At 39.9% G+C, this 17,619-nt stretch carries 16 protein-coding genes; 12 read left to right on the top strand and 4 right to left on the bottom strand.

The features are described 5' to 3' along the window. Nucleotides 1-177: 177 nt before the first annotated feature. A complete protein-coding gene (locus QZ379_RS04570; protein ID WP_291558809.1) occupies nucleotides 178-1,527 on the bottom strand; it encodes a RagB/SusD family nutrient uptake outer membrane protein in 1,350 nt (449 codons plus the stop codon). Nucleotides 1,528-1,727: 200 nt separating this feature from the next. Here QZ379_RS04570 and recQ point away from each other — a divergent pair, with 200 nt between their 5' ends. The 11 genes from recQ (at nucleotide 1,728) to miaA (ending at nucleotide 14,201) form a co-directional block, all read left to right on the top strand. Next, the gene (gene recQ / locus QZ379_RS04565; protein WP_291558807.1) at nucleotides 1,728-3,551 is read left to right on the top strand and encodes a DNA helicase RecQ; all 1,824 of its coding nucleotides are present in this window, start codon (nucleotides 1,728-1,730) and stop codon (nucleotides 3,549-3,551) included. Nucleotides 3,552-4,209: 658 nt separating this feature from the next. Then, nucleotides 4,210-5,382, top strand: a complete 1,173-nt coding sequence (locus QZ379_RS04560; protein ID WP_204445313.1) for an AIR synthase-related protein — start codon at nucleotides 4,210-4,212, stop codon at nucleotides 5,380-5,382. 13 nt (nucleotides 5,383-5,395) lie between these two features. Then, on the top strand, nucleotides 5,396-6,301 hold the full coding sequence (locus QZ379_RS04555; RefSeq protein WP_291558804.1) for a DNA adenine methylase: 906 nt from the start codon (nucleotides 5,396-5,398) through the stop codon (nucleotides 6,299-6,301). Further along, nucleotides 6,298-7,008, top strand: a complete 711-nt coding sequence (locus QZ379_RS04550; protein WP_291558802.1) for an HNH endonuclease — start codon at nucleotides 6,298-6,300, stop codon at nucleotides 7,006-7,008. Before QZ379_RS04555 ends, QZ379_RS04550 begins: the two co-directional genes overlap by 4 nt. Before the next feature lie 9 nt (nucleotides 7,009-7,017). Then, the gene (gene prfA / locus QZ379_RS04545; protein ID WP_291558801.1) at nucleotides 7,018-8,127 is read left to right on the top strand and encodes a peptide chain release factor 1; all 1,110 of its coding nucleotides are present in this window, start codon (nucleotides 7,018-7,020) and stop codon (nucleotides 8,125-8,127) included. 33 nt (nucleotides 8,128-8,160) lie between these two features. Then, nucleotides 8,161-8,985: an orotidine-5'-phosphate decarboxylase gene (gene pyrF / locus QZ379_RS04540; protein WP_291558799.1), complete on the top strand. Its 825-nt coding sequence runs from the start codon at nucleotides 8,161-8,163 to the stop codon at nucleotides 8,983-8,985. A 403-nt stretch (nucleotides 8,986-9,388) separates the two neighbouring features. Continuing rightward, a complete protein-coding gene (gene lpxD / locus QZ379_RS04535) occupies nucleotides 9,389-10,429 on the top strand; it encodes a UDP-3-O-(3-hydroxymyristoyl)glucosamine N-acyltransferase (protein WP_291558835.1) in 1,041 nt (346 codons plus the stop codon). A 5-nt stretch (nucleotides 10,430-10,434) separates the two neighbouring features. Next, nucleotides 10,435-11,826, top strand: coding sequence for a bifunctional UDP-3-O-[3-hydroxymyristoyl] N-acetylglucosamine deacetylase/3-hydroxyacyl-ACP dehydratase (locus QZ379_RS04530; RefSeq protein ID WP_291558796.1), 1,392 nt, complete (start codon nucleotides 10,435-10,437; stop codon nucleotides 11,824-11,826). 2 nt (nucleotides 11,827-11,828) lie between these two features. Next, the gene (lpxA, locus tag QZ379_RS04525) at nucleotides 11,829-12,596 is read left to right on the top strand and encodes an acyl-ACP--UDP-N-acetylglucosamine O-acyltransferase (RefSeq protein ID WP_291558794.1); all 768 of its coding nucleotides are present in this window, start codon (nucleotides 11,829-11,831) and stop codon (nucleotides 12,594-12,596) included. Between the two features lie 47 nt (nucleotides 12,597-12,643). Next, on the top strand, nucleotides 12,644-13,195 hold the full coding sequence (locus QZ379_RS04520; RefSeq protein WP_291558792.1) for a hypothetical protein: 552 nt from the start codon (nucleotides 12,644-12,646) through the stop codon (nucleotides 13,193-13,195). A gap of 94 nt (nucleotides 13,196-13,289) precedes the next feature. Next, nucleotides 13,290-14,201: a tRNA (adenosine(37)-N6)-dimethylallyltransferase MiaA gene (miaA, locus tag QZ379_RS04515; protein ID WP_291558790.1), complete on the top strand. Its 912-nt coding sequence runs from the start codon at nucleotides 13,290-13,292 to the stop codon at nucleotides 14,199-14,201. Nucleotides 14,202-14,221: 20 nt separating this feature from the next. Here the strand turns inward: miaA and QZ379_RS04510 are convergent, their stop codons facing one another. Beyond that, nucleotides 14,222-15,244, bottom strand: coding sequence for a glycosyltransferase family 2 protein (locus QZ379_RS04510; RefSeq protein ID WP_291558788.1), 1,023 nt, complete (start codon nucleotides 15,242-15,244; stop codon nucleotides 14,222-14,224). 22 nt (nucleotides 15,245-15,266) lie between these two features. After that, nucleotides 15,267-16,586: a tRNA (N(6)-L-threonylcarbamoyladenosine(37)-C(2))-methylthiotransferase MtaB gene (gene mtaB, locus QZ379_RS04505; protein ID WP_291558787.1), complete on the bottom strand. Its 1,320-nt coding sequence runs from the start codon at nucleotides 16,584-16,586 to the stop codon at nucleotides 15,267-15,269. A 250-nt stretch (nucleotides 16,587-16,836) separates the two neighbouring features. Between mtaB and QZ379_RS04500 the strand changes: the two genes are divergently transcribed. Then, complete coding sequence (locus QZ379_RS04500; RefSeq protein ID WP_291558784.1) at nucleotides 16,837-17,037, top strand: hypothetical protein; 201 nt, start codon at nucleotides 16,837-16,839, stop codon at nucleotides 17,035-17,037. Between the two features lie 284 nt (nucleotides 17,038-17,321). On the opposite strand, the gene QZ379_RS04495 is transcribed toward QZ379_RS04500, so the two are convergent. Beyond that, nucleotides 17,322-17,619, bottom strand: a 298-nt coding sequence (locus QZ379_RS04495; RefSeq protein WP_291558782.1) for a 50S ribosomal L9 C-terminal domain-containing protein, incomplete at its 5' end; no start/stop codon positions are given.

The following is a 17,619-nucleotide window of genomic DNA, read 5'->3' as shown; positions in this document are numbered from 1 at the left end:
TGTAAGTTTTTTTTCAGACCGCAAAATCTTTGTCTACATTTTTTCGGTTTATAAAATGCATTATTTTCGTATAAAACAAGTTTACAAGTTTTTACCATATAAACAAAAAAATGAGCATATCTACCGATACACTCATTTTTCATATCATACGTGTTATGTTTATCTAATCAATCACATTCAATCCCATCCTGGATTTTGTACAAGATTCCTATTAGCAGACATTATATCCATCGGTATAGGAAGGAGGTTCAGGTGTTGTCCCCAATCTTCGTTTTTCATAAATCTGTTCACGAGGTATTTTACACCTCTATTCCAACTACCAGACAAAATGTCAATAACCTTTTGCTTTATTTCATCCGGCGAAGCATTAGCATCTATTCTAAACATATTATCATTCAATTGCTCTACCAATTTATTCAAAGTATCCACAGATTTCTGATGTTGAATTGAGCTAAAGGCATAAGCATAAAACAAGCAACCTTGAACTCCTACATGAGAATCATTCTGGTTTATCAAACCATCCATATTAGAATCCTCAAATACAAAATTTTCATCCGTTATTCTATCAATCATTACTATTAATCTATCATAAACCAAATTCGAATCAAACGTTCCGGCTCGCAGAAGAGATGCAACAGCATTTACAAAAAGGGCTTCTGTCAGCTCTGTTTCTGTTTTTGTGGATATATTTATATAATACTCACAATCTTTCCTAATATAATCTGTTACCTCTTGCAACATAGCACGTACCGGTTCTGAAACAGCCGGATACCTGTCATCAATAGGAACTCCTCCGAACAATATAGCCAAATTCAAATGCATCATACTTCTATAATGAAGAGCTTTAGCCGTAACTTGCTCTCTTTCCTGCTCCTTAATAACTTCATATTCACATGCCGTCAACAATAAATTGCAAGTATTTATGGCTTTATACGATTCAAGCCATACTTTTTTTAAACCCTCATTTTTACTGCTCAACGACTTTCTGCTTTCCGGAGTGGAATACTTATCATCGATATCGTAAAAAGCGTTTCTTGCATCCCAAAAGCCATATTCAAGTTCCTCCATGGCAGCCTTTATCTTTTCAGGATTATTTACATCATCAGGACTGCCGGGTGCTACTGAAGGAGAATTATTCAACAAGACCTGCATTTCCTCCCCTTTACAAACAAAAGTAATCGTAGCCATGAATATATCAGTTCCCACTTCAGGATTAAGCTTGATAGTCACGGAATAATCTCCGGCCTTGTCGCCACTGCTCGGCTCAAGCGTAACCCACTCGGATGATTCACCTGCCTTAGATGGAGCTGATTCGTTTGCATTTTTAAAATACTCCACACTTGATGTCCACGGACCTGCAGTGGTAAAATCAACAGTCAATGACGCCTGTGTATCTCCCACATACACTGTCTGTTTCAATGACTCCTTGTCTTTCACTTTGAAATTCTTATATTCAGAATCTCCTTTCTCACATCCGAATACAAGTACTGCTATTAGGATACCTAAAATTAATCTGAATGCTTTCATAACAATACACTTTTTTAAGCCTAAACTACTAAATATATAATCATTATTTTTTACAAAGATAATATTTCTAATCCAAATACAACTCACCCTTTTCAGTGAAAAAACAGACCAAACTACAACATTTTATATATAGTGATGCGTTATACCGATTTTCATCATAAAAACATTATCTTTGCCAGCCCAAAACAAATAAAATCAAGATGCATAACATTCTCAAAACATATTTCGGATATACCGAATTCCGCCCGTTACAGAAAGAAATAATTACAAACATTCTCAACAGAAAAGATACACTTGTACTGATGCCTACAGGTGGAGGTAAATCTTTATGTTATCAGATTCCGGCACTCATGATGGAAGGTACAGCCATTGTAGTTTCACCACTGATATCACTGATGAAAGACCAGGTGGAAGCTTTACAGGCCAACGGAATAACAGCACGTGCCCTTAACAGCATGAACTCAGATACAGAGAATACCAGCGTACGAATGGAATGCCTGCAGGGAAAAGTAAAACTTCTTTATATATCTCCCGAAAGACTTCTGTCCGAAACGAACTACCTGCTAAGAGATATCAAGATATCACTGTTCGCTATTGACGAGGCACACTGTATTTCACAGTGGGGGCACGACTTCCGCCCTGAATACACACAATTGGACATACTCAGAAAACAGTTCCCGGCCATACCGATAGTTGCACTTACAGCCACAGCCGATAAAATAACGCGCCAGGACATCGTCAGACAACTGAAAATGAACAATCCGGAAATCTTCATTTCATCATTCGACCGTCCTAACCTAAGCCTTGACGTAAAGAAAGGTTACCAGCAAAAAGAGAAAATAAGAATCATAAAAAGATTTATAGAAAGACACGGCAATGAAAGCGGCATCATATACTGTATGAGCAGAAAAACTACCGAAAAGGTTGCCGAACTGCTTTATGACGAAGGATTCGACACAGCAGTGTACCATGCCGGACTGTCAAACATCGAACGCGAACAGACTCAGGATGATTTCATAAACGACCGCGTAAAGATAGTATGTGCCACCGTAGCATTCGGTATGGGAATAGACAAATCAAACGTCAGATGGGTTATCCACTACAATCTTCCGAAAAGCATCGAAAGCTTCTATCAGGAAATAGGACGTGCCGGACGAGATGGCATGAAAAGTGATACTATGCTCTTCTACTCCTTAGGAGATATGATTCAGCTAACCAAATTTGCAGAGGAAAGCAACCAGAAAGAAATAAACATAGAGAAACTGAACCGTATGCAGCAGTATGCCGAAGCCGACATCTGCCGCAGAAGAATCCTGTTGAGCTATTTCGGCGAAACAATGGAACACGACTGTGGCAACTGCGATGTATGCCGCAACCCGCCTGAAAGACTCAACGGTACAATAATCATACAGAAAGCCCTAAGCGCCATTGCACGGACCGACCAGCAGATAGCCACGGGAACACTAATAGAAATTCTTCGCGGAAACTACTCGCAGGAAATTTCCGAAAAGGGATACGACAGCATCAAAACTTTCGGTGTAGGGAGAGATATACCGTCACGCCACTGGCAGAACTATCTCCTGCAAATGCTAAACATGGGATATATCGAAATAGCATACAATGAGAACAACCATCTGAAAATAACAGAATCAGGTTATAAAGTCCTGTACGGCAAGCAGGAAGCACAATTAGTTGTCATAAAAGAAGATGAGTTTGCACAACAGCGGTTGAAGAAAAGAACCGCCGGTACATCACCCGTACAGATTAAGAAAAATGCTTACAATACTCAAGAAAGCGAAAACTCTCTTTTTGAAACGCTACGCCTTCTGCGACTCAAACTGGCAGAGCAGGAAGCCATACCTCCATACATAGTCATGTCCGACAGCACACTGCAGTTGCTTTGCGACAAAAAGCCTACAAGCATTCAGGAACTTGACGATATATCCGGGTTCAGCGAATACAAGAAAAAGAAATACGGTCGAGATTTTGTTGATGCCATAAATGAATTTGAAGCAAAACATTGAATGCAATTTTACACTTACCAACCAAAAGTCAGTGAAGCTAAACTTTAATTATATAACATTTGACATCAGAAAGCATGACAACCGCCCGAAAAAATCAGAAGACTATAATCATATTTCAAAACGAACCGACAAAGAAAGCGTAACACGTACGTGTCACGCGTGGAACACGAGCGTGTAACGCGCGGAACACGAACGTGACGCGGGCGGAACACGAACGTGTCACGGTTTCTTTAATTAAGTGTTTATATCCAGATGATTATTCATTATATATCGAACGGACGCAAATTTATACAGGTTTCAAGAAAACTGCTATATACGACAAAATATTCCGGTTTCACAATGCGTTCATTAGTCGTTCATTGAGCGTTCACAGAAACTGTAATTAACCTTTTATCTAACTTAAACCGACTGTAATTTCTATCATAGATGAATGAAAAATTTCGATAAGATATACACATCGCACGAAAAGGCGCAACGAAATAGTAAAAAATATAAATCAAACTGTTAATTACATAACTGTTAATTGCATTTATATCAGATTTTAAGTACTTTTGCACATTAAACAGTAAAGTATCTGAAGTTTGGCAAACTCAACTTTACAGTTGACCGGGCTTCAGTTGGCGATTAGGAAATTATAATTTATAATATATCATCACTCATGAGTAACCAAAGATACATGCAGCGCGGCGTATCGGCATCTAAGGAAGATGTGCATAACGCTATCAAAAACATTGACAAAGGTATTTTCCCTAAGGCTTTCTGTAAAATCATTCCTGATATTCTTGGAGGAGACCCGGAATACTGCAACATCATGCACGCAGACGGTGCGGGAACAAAATCATCATTGGCATATCTTTACTGGAAAGAGACAGGCGATCTGTCTGTATGGAAAGGTATTGCACAGGATGCTCTTATCATGAACATCGACGACTTGCTCTGCGTTGGAGCTGTAGACAACATACTTGTTTCTTCTACTATCGGACGTAACAAACTGCTCGTTCCGGGAGAAGTTATCTCGGCTATCATCAACGGTACTGACGAACTGCTTGCCGAACTCCGCGAAATGGGTGTGGGCGTTTACGCTACAGGTGGCGAGACTGCCGACGTGGGCGACCTGGTTCGTACTATCATCGTGGACAGTACAGTGACTTGCCGTATGAAGCGTTCTGACGTAATTGACAATGCGAACATCCGTCCGGGCGACGTTATAGTAGGTCTTGCATCTTACGGACAGGCTACTTACGAAAAGGAATATAACGGCGGTATGGGTAGCAACGGTCTGACAAGTGCGCGTCACGACGTATTCTCAAAATATCTTGCAGAGAAATATCCTGAAAGCTACGATAAGGCTGTACCTGAAGACCTGGTTTACAGCGGTAATCTGAAACTGACTGACGCTGTGGAAGGTTCTCCACTTGATGCAGGTAAGCTGGTACTCTCTCCTACCCGTACATATGCTCCTGTAGTGAAGAAACTTCTTGATGCTCTCCGTCCTGAAATCCACGGCATGGTTCACTGCTCGGGTGGCGCTCAGACTAAGGTTCTGCACTTCGTAGGCGACAACTGCCGCGTGGTTAAGGATAATCTCTTCCCTGTTCCTCCATTGTTCCGCACTATCAAGGAACAGAGCGGTACTGACTGGGACGAAATGTACAAGGTATTCAACATGGGACACCGTCTTGAAGTATATCTTTCTCCTGAACACGCTGAACAGGTTATCGAAATCAGCAAATCGTTCAATATCGACGCACAGATTATCGGTCGCATAGAAGAGAGCAACGGTTCTAAGGAGTTGATTATCAAGAGCGAGTTTGGAGAGTTCAGATACTAAAATATAAAATAAAATGAATGGAGTTGTGCCACACATAGTACAATATCAAGGTTCCAAAAGAAATTTGGCACCACAGATATTGCAATACATGCCTCGCAAGTTCAACAGATTGATTGAACCTTTTGCGGGCATGGCGGCCATCACCATTGCCGTAGCCAAACAAAATAGGGCAAAAAAGTATATCGTAAATGATTTGAACGAACCATTGATCCGCATATTAAACGAGGCTATTGAAACCCCCGACTTATTAATAGATTCATACAGCAAAGTATGGAACGAACAATTTCTTTACCCGGAAGGAAGTGTCGCACATTTTTATAAAGTGCGTGAAGACTTTAACAAGGGGAACAAATGTGCTGCAAATATGCTATACTTGTTGGCACGTTGCGTAAAAGGTTCCGTAAGATATAGCAGCAATGGAATGTTCAACCAATCTCCCGACAAGCGTAGAAACGGTACATCACCTAAAAATGTGGCATCCAATGTCTCCAGAATTTCCTCTTTTCTCAAAGGACATGTGGAATTTATGTCTAAGGACTATCGAGAAGTATTGCAAATAGCCAAACCGGGAGACATTATATATATGGATCCACCCTATCAAGGAGTTTGTACCAAAAGAGACAGCAGATATTTTTCAGGCATCGTGTTTTCTGAATTTGTAGAAGCCATAGAAAAACTGAATCAAAAAGGCATAGACTATATCATCAGCTACGACGGCTCTTGCGGAGAAAAACAATATGGAACGGATTTACCGGAACATTTAGGGTTACAAAAGATACTTCTAAAAGCCGGTTTTTCCAGCCAAAGTATTCTATTAGGAAAAAAAGAATTGACATACGAAGCATTATATATAAGCAGAAATTTACAAGATTCTATTCATTTTCAAAATACTCAATTATCTATATTTGACTCCTTATGAATTACTCCGAAGACATAATTAGAAAATTAAAAGCTATAACAGACAAACGTCCTGCAACTGTAATAAACCATATACTCAAATATGGTTATATTACATCTGAGGAATTGGAAAATCAATATAGCTATAAACATCCTCCACGTGCCGTAAGGGATGTAAGAGAAAGGGGAGTAAACATAGAAACATATAGAGTGAAATCTTCTGATGGACGCAGCATTGCCGCTTACCGTTTTGGAAGTCCTGTTTTTATAGAAGATAAAATATCGAAAACTGCAGGAAGGACAACTTTATCTCAAGCTCTAAAAAAAGCATTGATAGACAAATATGGTTCCAAATGCTTTATATATCACCAACAAATGGAAGAACGCCTGTTACAAATAGATCACAGGATCCCATACGAAATATCAGGTGAACAAGACAAAGAAAACATTGATTGCTATATGTTACTTAGTCCTTCTGCAAACAGAGCAAAATCGTGGACTTGCGAACATTGTCCTAATTGGGAAACAAAAGAAGTGGAGTTCTGTACACATTGTTTTTGGGCACACCCTGAATCTTATTCCCATATAGCAGGAAAAGAACAGCGTACAATTATTGTAACTTTCACAGGAAATGAAATAGAAGATTACAACCGGTTGATTGAACTGGTCGGAGAACAAAAAGCGGAACAAACAATAAAAAATTTGATAGAAAAGTTTATAAAAAAATAGCAAACATACATGGCGGAAAATAACACCATACTGGAGAAACTTGAAGGACTGGTATCACGTTTTGAGGAAGTATCTACACTGATTACTGACCCGAACGTGATAGCAGACCAGAAAAGATATGTAAAACTGACAAAGGAATATAAGGAGCTGGGCGACATTATGAATGCACGCAAGGAATATTTGCAGTGCATCAACGGCCTGGAAGAGGCCAGAATGATGATGAACGAAAGCGACCCTGAAATGAAGGAAATGGCCCGCGAAGAGGCTGCTGCCTGCGAGGCACGCATACCGGAGTTGGAAGAGGAGATCAAACTTCTGCTTGTTCCTGCCGACCCTCAGGACGACCGTAATGCAATTCTTGAAATCCGTGGCGGTACGGGTGGCGACGAGGCTGCTATATTTGCAGGCGACCTGTTCCGCATGTATTCGAAATATTGCGAAACGAAAGGCTGGAAACTTGAAGTATCAAGCGCTAACGAAGGTGCAGCAGGCGGTTTCAAGGAAATAATCTGCTCTGTAACCGGAGAAAAGGTTTACGGAACTCTGAAATACGAATCGGGAGTACACCGCGTGCAGCGTGTACCTGCCACTGAAACTCAGGGACGTGTACACACATCGGCCGCATCGGTAGCCGTACTGCCTGAAGCTGAACCTTTCGATGTGGAAATCAATGAAGGCGAAATAAAATGGGATACATTCCGAAGCGGCGGTGCTGGTGGTCAGAACGTAAACAAGGTGGAATCCGGAGTTCGTCTGCGCTATAACTGGAAGAACCCTAACACCGGAGTTGTGGAAGAAATCCTTATTGAATGTACCGAAACACGCGACCAGCCAAAGAATAAGGAACGTGCCCTCTCGCGCCTGCGTACATTTATATATGATAAGGAGCATCAGAAGTACATCGACGATATAGCTTCGAAGCGTAAGACTATGGTCAGCACCGGTGACCGTTCGGCTAAAATCCGTACATACAACTATCCTCAGGGACGTATCACAGACCACCGCATAAACTATACAATCTATAACCTCAGTGCATTCATGGACGGAGACATTCAGGACTGTATAGACCATCTGATTGTGGCTGAAAATGCTGAAAGACTGAAGGAAAGCGAACTTTAAACAAAGAAAAAAACACTCAAAAACTTACCTGATATGAACAAACAACAGTTATTCGAAAACATCAAGAAGAAACAGTCATTCCTATGCGTAGGACTTGACACTGACATCAAGAAAATTCCTGAACACCTTCTGAAAGAAGAAGATCCTATATTCGCATTCAACAAGGCTATTATCGACGCTACAGCACCTTACTGTATCGCATACAAACCAAACCTGGCTTTCTATGAAAGCATGGGTGTGAAGGGTTGGATTGCATTCGAAAAAACAGTAGAATACATCAAAACAAACTATCCTGACCAGTTCATCATAGCAGACGCAAAACGTGGCGACATCGGTAATACTTCGGCTATGTATGCACGTACATTCTTCGAAGAACTGAACATCGACTCTGTAACTGTAGCTCCATATATGGGCGAAGACAGTGTTACTCCGTTCCTTACTTACGAGGGTAAATGGGTTATCCTCCTCGCACTTACATCAAACAAGGGCTCGCACGACTTCCAGCTCACTACCGACACAGAAGGCGAACGTCTATTTGAAAAGGTATTGCGCAAGAGCCGGGAATGGGCAAACGATGAAAACATGATGTACGTGGTAGGTGCCACTCAGGGACGCATGTTCGAAGATATCCGTAAAATTGTTCCTAACCACTTCCTTCTGGTTCCGGGTATCGGAGCACAGGGCGGTTCACTGGAAGAAGTTTGCAAGTACGGTATGACTAAGGAATGCGGACTTATAGTTAATTCAAGCCGCGCAATCATCTATGCCGACAAGACTGAAAACTTTGCAAAAGTGGCAGGCGAAGAAGCACAGAAAGTACAGAAACAGATGTCTGAACAACTAAAAGCTATCCTCTGATTTGAAGAAGAAGTGAATACCTGGCATTAAACGTTTCTTAAATTTAGCTGAAATATATGTTTTGACACTATAATGATGTTTTCCGGTCATAATGTAGAATCTATCAGGAAACAAGTGAAAAACATAGGCAAATTCACGGAAACGTCATTGGCCGAGATTATTTCTTTCAAGATAATTTCGTATTGTAAAAACAGTTATATCCTCCTATATTAGGCTGATATAACTGTTTTTTTGTTGAAAACGATGTATTTATGTAAGTAATTATGCAAATATTTTGCTTTTTTCTCTGATATGTAAAAAAAAAACACGTAATTTGCATAAACAAGTAATTGAACTTACTTTACTTTTATTAAGGGTAAGAAAAACAATAAAAACAAAAACCAAAGGAAGAAAAATAACAGATATGGAGTTCTCGGCTAAACAAATTGCAGAATTTATCCAAGGAATTGTTGTAGGTGACGAAAATGCCACAGTACACACTTTTGCAAAAATCGAAGAAGGTGTACCGGGTGCATTGTCGTTTCTGGCAAACCCCCAATATACTAACTACATCTACGAAACACAGTCATCAATAGTGTTGGTAAACAAGGATTTCACTCCTGAACATGAAGTCAAGGCAACACTTATAAAGGTCGACAATGCATACGAAAGTTTGGCTAAGCTTATGTCACTCTATGAAATGAGCCAGCCTAAAAAGACAGGTATCGACCCGCTTGCTTACATCTCGGATAAAGCAAAGGTAGGAAATGGCTGCTATATAGGCTCATTTGCCTGCATAGAAGAGGGTGCCGTAATTGGTGACAATGTATATATACATCCACATGCAACAGTCGGGAGCAACGCTAAAGTAGGTAACAACTGTATTATCTACCCACATGTTACAATTTACCACGATTGCAGAATAGGAAATAACTGTATTCTACATGCAGGCTCTGTGATTGGTGCCGATGGTTTTGGTTTTGCTCCATCGCCTGAAGGATATGAAAAAATTCCACAGATAGGTATTGTAATTCTGGAAGACGATGTAGAAATAGGAGCTAACACATGTATCGACCGTGCTACAATGGGAGCTACCATTATTCATAAAGGTGTAAAACTGGATAATATGGTACAGATAGCTCACAATGTAGAGGTAGGAAGCAACACTGTAATGGCATCGCAAGTCGGTGTGGCCGGTTCTGCCAAAATTGGCGAATGGTGTATGTTTGGCGGACAGGTAGGAGTTGCAGGACATATAAAGGTTGGAAACAGAGTAACAGTAGGAGCACAATCCGGAATACCGGGAAACACAAAATCGGATATAGCAATAATGGGATATCCGGCAATAGAACACAAACAGTTTGCGCGGGCTGCTATTGTTTACAAGAAATTGCCTGATATGTATTCTGAATTAGGCAAACTACAAAAAGAGATAGAAGAATTGAAAAAACTAATAAACAAATAAGACCCATGTTGAAACAACAGACTTTAAAAGGCAGCTTCTCACTGAATGGTAAAGGACTCCACACCGGAGTGAAACTGACAGTGACATTCAACCCTGCTCCGGAACATCACGGGTACAAGATCCAACGTATAGACTTAGACGATCAGCCTATCATAGATGCTGTGGCCGAAAATGTCATTGATACGACTAGAGGTACAGTGTTATCAAAAAATAATGTAAAAGTCAGTACAGTTGAACATGCACTGGCAGCTCTTTATGCAGCCGGAATAGACAACTGTCTGATACAGGTGGACGGTCCTGAGTTCCCGATATTGGACGGAAGCGCAAAGGCTTACGTGGAATGTATCGAAAGAGTGGGTATTGAAGAACAGTCGGCTCCAAAAGATTATTACATTATCAAATCAAAAATAGAATTCCGCGACGAAGCTACAGGTTCATGTATCACTGTGTTGCCTGACGACAGATTCAGTATAAACACTTTGATATCATATGATTCGCAAATTCTTACAAATCAGTTTGCTACACTTGAAAATATGGCTGATTTCCCTTCGGAAATCGCTTCTGCACGCACGTTCGTTTTCGTTCGCGAAATAGAACCTCTGCTCAATGCAGGACTGATTAAGGGAGGTGACCTGGACAATGCTATTGTGATATACGAAAAGCAGATGACTCAGGAAAGCTTTGACAAACTGGCTGATGTAATGAATGTTCCTCACATGGATGCAAGCCATTTGGGATATATCAACCATATTCCATTGGTATGGCCAAACGAGCCGGCAAGACACAAACTGCTTGACATCATTGGCGACCTTGCTCTTATAGGCAAACCTATAAAGGGAAGAATCATTGCTACAAGACCGGGACATACGATAAACAACAAGTTCGCAAGACAACTGAGAAAAGAAATAAGAATGCACGAAATACAGGCTCCTATCTACAACTGTAATGAAGAGCCGCTGATGGACGTGAACCGCATACGCGCACTATTGCCTCACAGATATCCGTTCCAGTTGGTAGACAAGGTCATTGCTATGGGTGCCAACTATATAGTAGGTGTAAAGAACGTTACATCAAACGAACCTTTCTTCCAGGGACATTTCCCGGAAGAGCCTGTTATGCCGGGAGTGCTTCAGATAGAGGCTATGGCACAGGTAGGAGGTCTGTTGGTTCTGAACTCAGTTGATGACCCAAAACTGTATTCTACATATTTCATGAAGATAGACAATGTGAAATTCCGCCATAAAGTGGTACCGGGCGATACTCTTATCTTCCGCGTGGAACTTATGGCACCTATCCGCAGAGGTGTATCTACAATGAAAGGATACGTTTTCGTAGGTGAGAAAATAGTTTGCGAAGCTGAATTTATGGCTCAAATCGTAAAAAAACAAATAATATAGATATGATAAGTCCATTAGCATACATACATCCTGAAGCACAGATAGGAGAAAATGTAGAAATAGGCCCGTTCGTGTATATTGACAAGAACGTTGTAATAGGCGACAATAATATCATAATGCCTAATGCCAACATTCTGTATGGAGCACGTATCGGTAACAACAACAGAATTTTCCCTGGTGCTGTGATTGGAGCTGTTCCACAGGATTTGAAGTTTAAAGGTGAAGAAACAACTGCTGAAGTAGGCGACAACAACACTATCAGAGAGAACGTTACAATTAACCGCGGTACTGCTGCTAAAGGCAAGACTGTGGTTGGAAGCAACAATCTGCTCATGGAAAGTGTACACGTGGCACACGATGCTATTATAGGTAACGGATGTATCATCGGCAACTCCACTAAATTTGCAGGTGAGATTATAATCGACGACTACTCTATTATCAGTGCAAGCGTACTTATGCATCAGTTCTGCCGTGTAGGTGGCTACGGAATGATTCAGGGCGGAAGCCGTTTCAGTAAGGATATTCCTCCGTTCATCATTGCAGGTAGAGATCCAATAGCGTATTGTGGTATCAACATTGTAGGCCTTAGAAGAAGAGGTTTCTCAAATGAACTGATTGAGAATATTCACAACGCTTACAGAATTATCTACAATAGCGGAAAGAACACAGCTGAAGCACTTGAACAGGTTAAACAGGAGGTTCCTATGAGTCCGGAGATAGAATATATTATCTCTTTCATAGAAAATTCTCAAAGAGGCATTATAAGATAATCATTTTTTGTATATTTACAAAATAAAGATTTAACACTATAATTAAGATGGTTTACAAATTCAGACTCATATCAGACGAAGTCGATAACTTCTTAAGAGAAATAAAAATCGACTCAGATGCTTCATTCTATGACTTGCATGAAGCAATTCTTAAATGTACAGGTTATAAAGATGACCAGATGACTTCATTCTTTATATGTGATGACGACTGGGAAAAGGAAACGGAAATCACTCTTGAAGATATGGGTACAAGCAGTTCTGACGAGGATATATATATAATGAAAGATACTCCGCTGAGCGAACTTCTTGAAGATGAGAAACAGAAGCTGATTTATGTTTTCGACCCATTGGCTGAAAGAATATTCTTCATCGAACTGTCGGAAATAATAACAGGTCAGGATTTGAAACATGCCATTTGTTCACGACAAGAAGGGGATGCTCCGCAGCAGACTATTGATTTCGATGAACAGCTGAATACAAGCCAGTCGCTTGACCTCGGAGAAAACTTCTACGGTGACGAAGATTACGACATGGAAGATTTCGATATGGACGGATTCGACATGACAGAAGGTAATCCTTACGATGACGACAAATATTAATAATAATATTGACTGAACAACGAAGCGAAGAATACGGCTTCAACGAAAATGTTGATAAATCCGTTATTCTTCGCTTTCTTAATTTATATATCTGATGAACAGCAAAAAGACTCTCATAGTACTGATAGGACCGACAGGGGTAGGAAAAACAGACCTCAGCATAAAAATAGCCGAGAAATATAACTCTCCTATCATTTCTGCCGACTCCAGACAGTTGTACTCCGAACTGAAAATCGGTACGGCTGCACCTGCAGAAGAATACCTGAAAAGGGTGAAACATTATTTCGTAGGTACACTGAAGCTGACCGACTATTACAGTGCCGCACAATATGAGAGTGATGTCATCAGTCTGCTTGAGGAGCTTTTCAAGGAAAACGATACAATACTTCTGACCGGTGGCTCGATGATGTATATTGATGCTATCTGCAAGGGCATAGACGATATCCCTACAGTAGACAACGATACACGCCGGATGATGATGGAGAAATACGAGAAAGAAGGTCTGGAAAGATTGTGTGCAGAACTGAAACTCCTTGATCCGGAGTATTACTCTATCGTCGATCTGAAGAATCCTAAAAGGGTGATACACGCACTGGAGATATGCTACATGACCGGAAAGACTTATACTTCCTTCAGAACCGGAAACAAGAAACAGAGGCCTTTCGATATCATAAAAATAGGACTGTGCAGAGAGAGGGAAGAGCTTTATGAACGTATAAACAGAAGAGTGGATATGATGATAAAAGACGGACTGGTAGATGAAGTCAAGTCTGTTTATCAATATAGAAACCTTAATTCACTAAATACAGTAGGATATAAGGAGATTATCCAGTATCTTGACGGCAACTGTACGTTAGACTTCGCTATAGAGAAAATAAAGCAGAACTCACGCATTTACTCCAGAAAGCAGATGACATGGTTCAGAAGGGATAATGAAATCACATGGTTCCATCCGGACAATGAGGAGGGAATCATGAATTTCATTGAATCTGAAAAAGAGAAATGATATAAAAAGTAGCGGAAAGACTACTTCACAAGACGTGAATAGGTGGTCTTTCCGAATGTTTTTGATTGCAATATTAATGAGAAATCATATCTGAATTTCAACTTGCTTCGCTTGGTCTGTCTAAGATTTTCATCTCTCAATGATTTAAAATCCTTACGCATGGATGAATAGTCTTTCCGTGCTTTCACAACTGCAAATGCATTTGAAAAATCAAATTTCAAGATGTAGAAAACTACTGCAAGATAATCGAGGAAACAACGTACAATCATTACTTTCCGCAATTCATCTGACGGAAGATTCTTGTACATCATCAACAGATTATTACGGAAATTAAGGTATGTCTTTTTCGGGTTTTCTTTCTTAAGCGTCGCTCCGCCTACGTGATAGACTTTACTTTCCGGAATACACACCAGACGGTATCCCCTACTCAACAAACGCCAGCAAAGGTCTATTTCTTCCATATGGGCAAAGAACTTGGGGTCAAGTCCTCCAACCGCAACATATACTTCGCGCCTGACGAACATGGCTGCTCCTGATGCCCAAAAAATGTCTGCAGGTGTATCATATTGGCCATTATCTGTTTCAAGAGAATCAAAGACTCTTCCACGGCAGAATGGATAGCCATACTTATCAATATAACCTCCGGAGGCTCCTGCGTACTCGAATTTTTTCTTGTCATGGTAACTGAGTATCTTCGGCTGGCAGGCTGCAACATCTTTATGAGATTCCATATAGGAAAGAATCGGTTCTATCCAACCTTCAGTAACCTCGACATCACTGTTAAGCAGAACGACATAGTCGGTATCAACATTGTTCATAACTTTGTTATACCCCTCGGCAAAACCATAATTGTCTTTAAAGGGTATCAATCTGACTGATGGAAACTCATTACGGACTATATCCACGGAATTATCAGTGGAACCGTTATCTGCCACACAAACTTCTGCCAGTTCCGGATTTGTGTATTTAACAACTGAAGGCAGAAACGTTCTCAACATTTCCGCCCCATTCCAGTTTAATATAACAACAGATACTTTTCTCATAAGAGATACATTAAGACTATGATTACTCAATAACCTCCGACATCAAGGACTCACCGTCGGCAGAGAAATCTCCAAGTCTGACTTTTATTAATTGATTGTCAGTTGCTTTAGCACTGTCAAGTTCAACTCTGATATAATTATCAGTAAATCCATGCATAGGCATTCCCGGTTTGGAATGTTCAGCAAGAACTACAGCTTCAACTCCTTTATGTCGTGCATAAAATTCCTTTGTTTTCAATTCAGAAAGTTCAAGCAGACGTTGACTTCTGGCATGTTTTTCTTCAGACGAAACTACATAATCTATCTTCAAAGCCTGAGTTCCCGGACGCTCTGAGTAACTGAATACATGAAGCTGGGTTACATCAAGCGATTTGATAAAATTGTAGGCCGATTCAAAATATTCAGGAGTTTCTCCACGTGTACCTACTATTACATCTACCCCTATAAAAGCATCAGGCATAAGCTGCTTGATTTTCCTTATTTTTGATGCAAACAACTCTGTGTCATATCGTCTGCGCATCAGTTTCAACACTTCGTCACAGCCAGACTGCAAAGGAATATGAAAATGAGGCATAAATCTCTTCGAAGTGGAAACAAATTCTATTATTTCGTCCGTCAACAAGTTAGGCTCTATAGAAGATATCCTATATCTCACAATGCCTTCTACCTTGTCCAACTCCTTTATTAGGTCAAAGAAAGTTTCACCAGTAGTCTTACCGAAATCGCCAATGTTTACTCCTGTAAGAACGATTTCCTTTCCTCCTTCTGCCGCTACATCTTTTGCCTGCTGAACAAGCTCTGATATACTTCCGTTTCTACTTCTACCCCTTGCAAAAGGTATTGTACAATATGAACAGAAATAGTCACATCCGTCCTGGACTTTCAAGAAATATCTTGTACGGTCACCACGAGAACATGATGGGGAAAATTTTCGTATATCTTTCGTAGCTGTAGTTATAGCCTCTCCGTGTGCAGACTTATCGAGTGTTACCAAATACTTCATCAGGTCACCTTTCTGTTCCGCTCCCAAAACCAAATCCACTCCTTCAATATCGGCAACAGTATCCGGTTTGAGCTGTGCATAACAGCCTGTCACTATAACGTAAGCTCCAGGATGAGACTTAACAAGTTTATGAATAGCCTGACGACACTTTTTATCAGCTACTTCAGTAACAGAACATGTATTTACAACTATGATATCAGCTTTCTCTCCTTTTCTTACAGTTCTAATCCCTGCATCCTTCAGAGTTTTTCCTATTGTAGAAGTTTCTGCAAAATTCAGTTTACAACCTAATGTGTAATAAACAGCTTTCTTATCCTGAAAAACAGTAGTATCAATCATATAAATAAATTATTTTGTGCAAAGTTACTCATTATTTCGATATGTATATGAGAGCCTGAAGCAACAGAAAGGCCAAAATGTAAAAAAATGAAAATCTAAATCAGTTAAAAAAGATAAAATAGGCTGTAAAACATATTTTTTCGCAAAATTCTTGCCAAAAAAAGAACAACGTATCAAAAAACTATATATCTTTGCAGCGTCAATTAAGATAACAACATAAGTATTACAGAATTTTAAAAGCAAAAAAGAGATGAAAAAGTTAGTATTTTTATTCGTTGCATTCGTTGCAGTATCTTTCGCATCATGTGGTGGTAACAAAAATGCAAATGCAGAAGCTACAGAAGCTGCTGCTGTAGTAGAAGAAGCTACTCCTGCTTGTGATTCAGTTAAAGCTTGCTGCGATTCAGTTGCTTGCGACTCAGCAAAAGCTTGCTGCGACAAAGCTGAATAATTATCAGTAGAGTCTGATTAGGTAAAAAGTTTAAAGTCTGTGGATAACAAATTCCTACAGGCTTTTTTTGTGCCCTTACGTTTCGTAATACTAAAGAAAAAACAGAGTTATATCCCTAAAAGGAAATCTATAAATACATTGAATTGAATTATCGGAAATCTTTAATCAGAAGTACGATAAATAAACGATAGGAATTTCCAAAAACGAAGCAATCACTATTCATATAATACAAAAAAATCCCCCTTCGAACGAAGAGGGATTTTTGTATATTTGAGTATCAAATATTAAGCTTTTTCAGCTACAACTTCGAAAGGAATTTCTACAGAAACTTCCTTGTGAAGCTTAACGATAGCTTTGTAGTTACCAACTTCCTTAACTGAATCCTTAACAACGATAATCTTACGATCGATGTTGTGACCCAATTTAGCAAGTTCTTCAGCAATCTGAATGTTACCTACTGAACCGTAAATAGCACCAGTTGCGCTAACTTTAGTAGCGATAGTCAAAGAAACACCCTTCAATGATTCAGCTACTGCTTCAGCATCTTTCTTAATCTTTTCCAATTTGTGAGCACGCTGTTTC

Origin of the sequence: Bacteroides sp., from assembly GCF_019417265.1 — a bacterium.
Lineage (GTDB): Bacteria > Bacteroidota > Bacteroidia > Bacteroidales > Bacteroidaceae > Phocaeicola.
The sequence above is the reverse complement of the archived record's forward strand: the minus strand, read 5'-3'. Positions and strand labels throughout refer to the sequence as shown.

What these genes read in the sequence shown, in the direction of transcription:
- QZ379_RS04570 (WP_291558809.1), bottom strand. Translation starts at nt 1,527, where the DNA reads ATGAAAGCATTCAGATTAATTTTAGGTATCCTAATAGCAGTACTTGTA.
- recQ (WP_291558807.1), top strand. Translation starts at nt 1,728, where the DNA reads ATGCATAACATTCTCAAAACATATTTCGGATATACCGAATTCCGCCCG.
- QZ379_RS04560 (WP_204445313.1), top strand. Translation starts at nt 4,210, where the DNA reads ATGAGTAACCAAAGATACATGCAGCGCGGCGTATCGGCATCTAAGGAA.
- QZ379_RS04555 (WP_291558804.1), top strand. Translation starts at nt 5,396, where the DNA reads ATGAATGGAGTTGTGCCACACATAGTACAATATCAAGGTTCCAAAAGA.
- QZ379_RS04550 (WP_291558802.1), top strand. Translation starts at nt 6,298, where the DNA reads ATGAATTACTCCGAAGACATAATTAGAAAATTAAAAGCTATAACAGAC.
- prfA (WP_291558801.1), top strand. Translation starts at nt 7,018, where the DNA reads ATGGCGGAAAATAACACCATACTGGAGAAACTTGAAGGACTGGTATCA.
- pyrF (WP_291558799.1), top strand. Translation starts at nt 8,161, where the DNA reads ATGAACAAACAACAGTTATTCGAAAACATCAAGAAGAAACAGTCATTC.
- lpxD (WP_291558835.1), top strand. Translation starts at nt 9,389, where the DNA reads ATGGAGTTCTCGGCTAAACAAATTGCAGAATTTATCCAAGGAATTGTT.
- QZ379_RS04530 (WP_291558796.1), top strand. Translation starts at nt 10,435, where the DNA reads ATGTTGAAACAACAGACTTTAAAAGGCAGCTTCTCACTGAATGGTAAA.
- lpxA (WP_291558794.1), top strand. Translation starts at nt 11,829, where the DNA reads ATGATAAGTCCATTAGCATACATACATCCTGAAGCACAGATAGGAGAA.
- QZ379_RS04520 (WP_291558792.1), top strand. Translation starts at nt 12,644, where the DNA reads ATGGTTTACAAATTCAGACTCATATCAGACGAAGTCGATAACTTCTTA.
- miaA (WP_291558790.1), top strand. Translation starts at nt 13,290, where the DNA reads ATGAACAGCAAAAAGACTCTCATAGTACTGATAGGACCGACAGGGGTA.
- QZ379_RS04510 (WP_291558788.1), bottom strand. Translation starts at nt 15,244, where the DNA reads ATGAGAAAAGTATCTGTTGTTATATTAAACTGGAATGGGGCGGAAATG.
- mtaB (WP_291558787.1), bottom strand. Translation starts at nt 16,586, where the DNA reads ATGATTGATACTACTGTTTTTCAGGATAAGAAAGCTGTTTATTACACA.
- QZ379_RS04500 (WP_291558784.1), top strand. Translation starts at nt 16,837, where the DNA reads ATGAAAAAGTTAGTATTTTTATTCGTTGCATTCGTTGCAGTATCTTTC.